The organism is Aeromonas simiae (assembly GCF_000820125.1).
In the GTDB taxonomy this organism is placed as follows: domain Bacteria; phylum Pseudomonadota; class Gammaproteobacteria; order Enterobacterales; family Aeromonadaceae; genus Aeromonas; species Aeromonas simiae.
Map to the genome: position 1 here is coordinate 1 of NZ_CDBY01000064.1, position 574 is coordinate 574.

The 574-nt window shown below is 68.5% G+C and carries 1 protein-coding gene; it reads right to left on the bottom strand.

Annotated elements, in window-relative coordinates; translation table 11 throughout:
* Window positions 1-574, bottom strand: a 574-nt coding sequence (locus BN1134_RS13425) for an ATP-binding cassette domain-containing protein (RefSeq protein ID WP_042047831.1), incomplete at both ends; no start/stop codon positions are given.

The window sequence follows — 574 nt, forward strand, 5'->3', positions numbered from 1 at the left end:
ACCACCCCGAGGATGCCCCGGCGGGTCTGACCCATCGCCTGTGCTTCGTGCCCGCCGGGGCATCCTCGGGGTGGTGAGAGACAAACAATACCTGGCTGCGCCCGGTGGCGATGAGCCGCGCCAGCACCTCGCGCACCAGATGGCGGTTGAGCGGATCGAGCCCCTGCAAGGGCTCGTCGAGGATCAGCAGCGGCGGCTGCTTGACCAGGGCGCGGGCGATCAGCAGCAGCCGCTGCTGACCAAACGAGAGGGCATGAAACGGCCGCTCCCCCTGCCCCGCCAACCCGAGCAGGGTCAGCCACTGCTCGGCCAGCGCCAACTGGCGATCCCCTGGGGTCACATACAGGCCGATGCTGTCGTGAAAGCCGGAGAGGATCACGGTACGCGCCGAGCAGGCGATCCGATAGTCAAGGTGCAGCGCCGGGCTGACCAGCCCGATGTGGCGCTTGATCTGCCAGATGCTCTCGCCACTGCCGCGCCGCACCCCGAACAGGGTGAGATCATTGCTGTAGCCCTGGGGGTGATCGCCGGTGATCAGCGCCAGCAGGGTCGACTTGCCCGCCCCGTTGGGGCC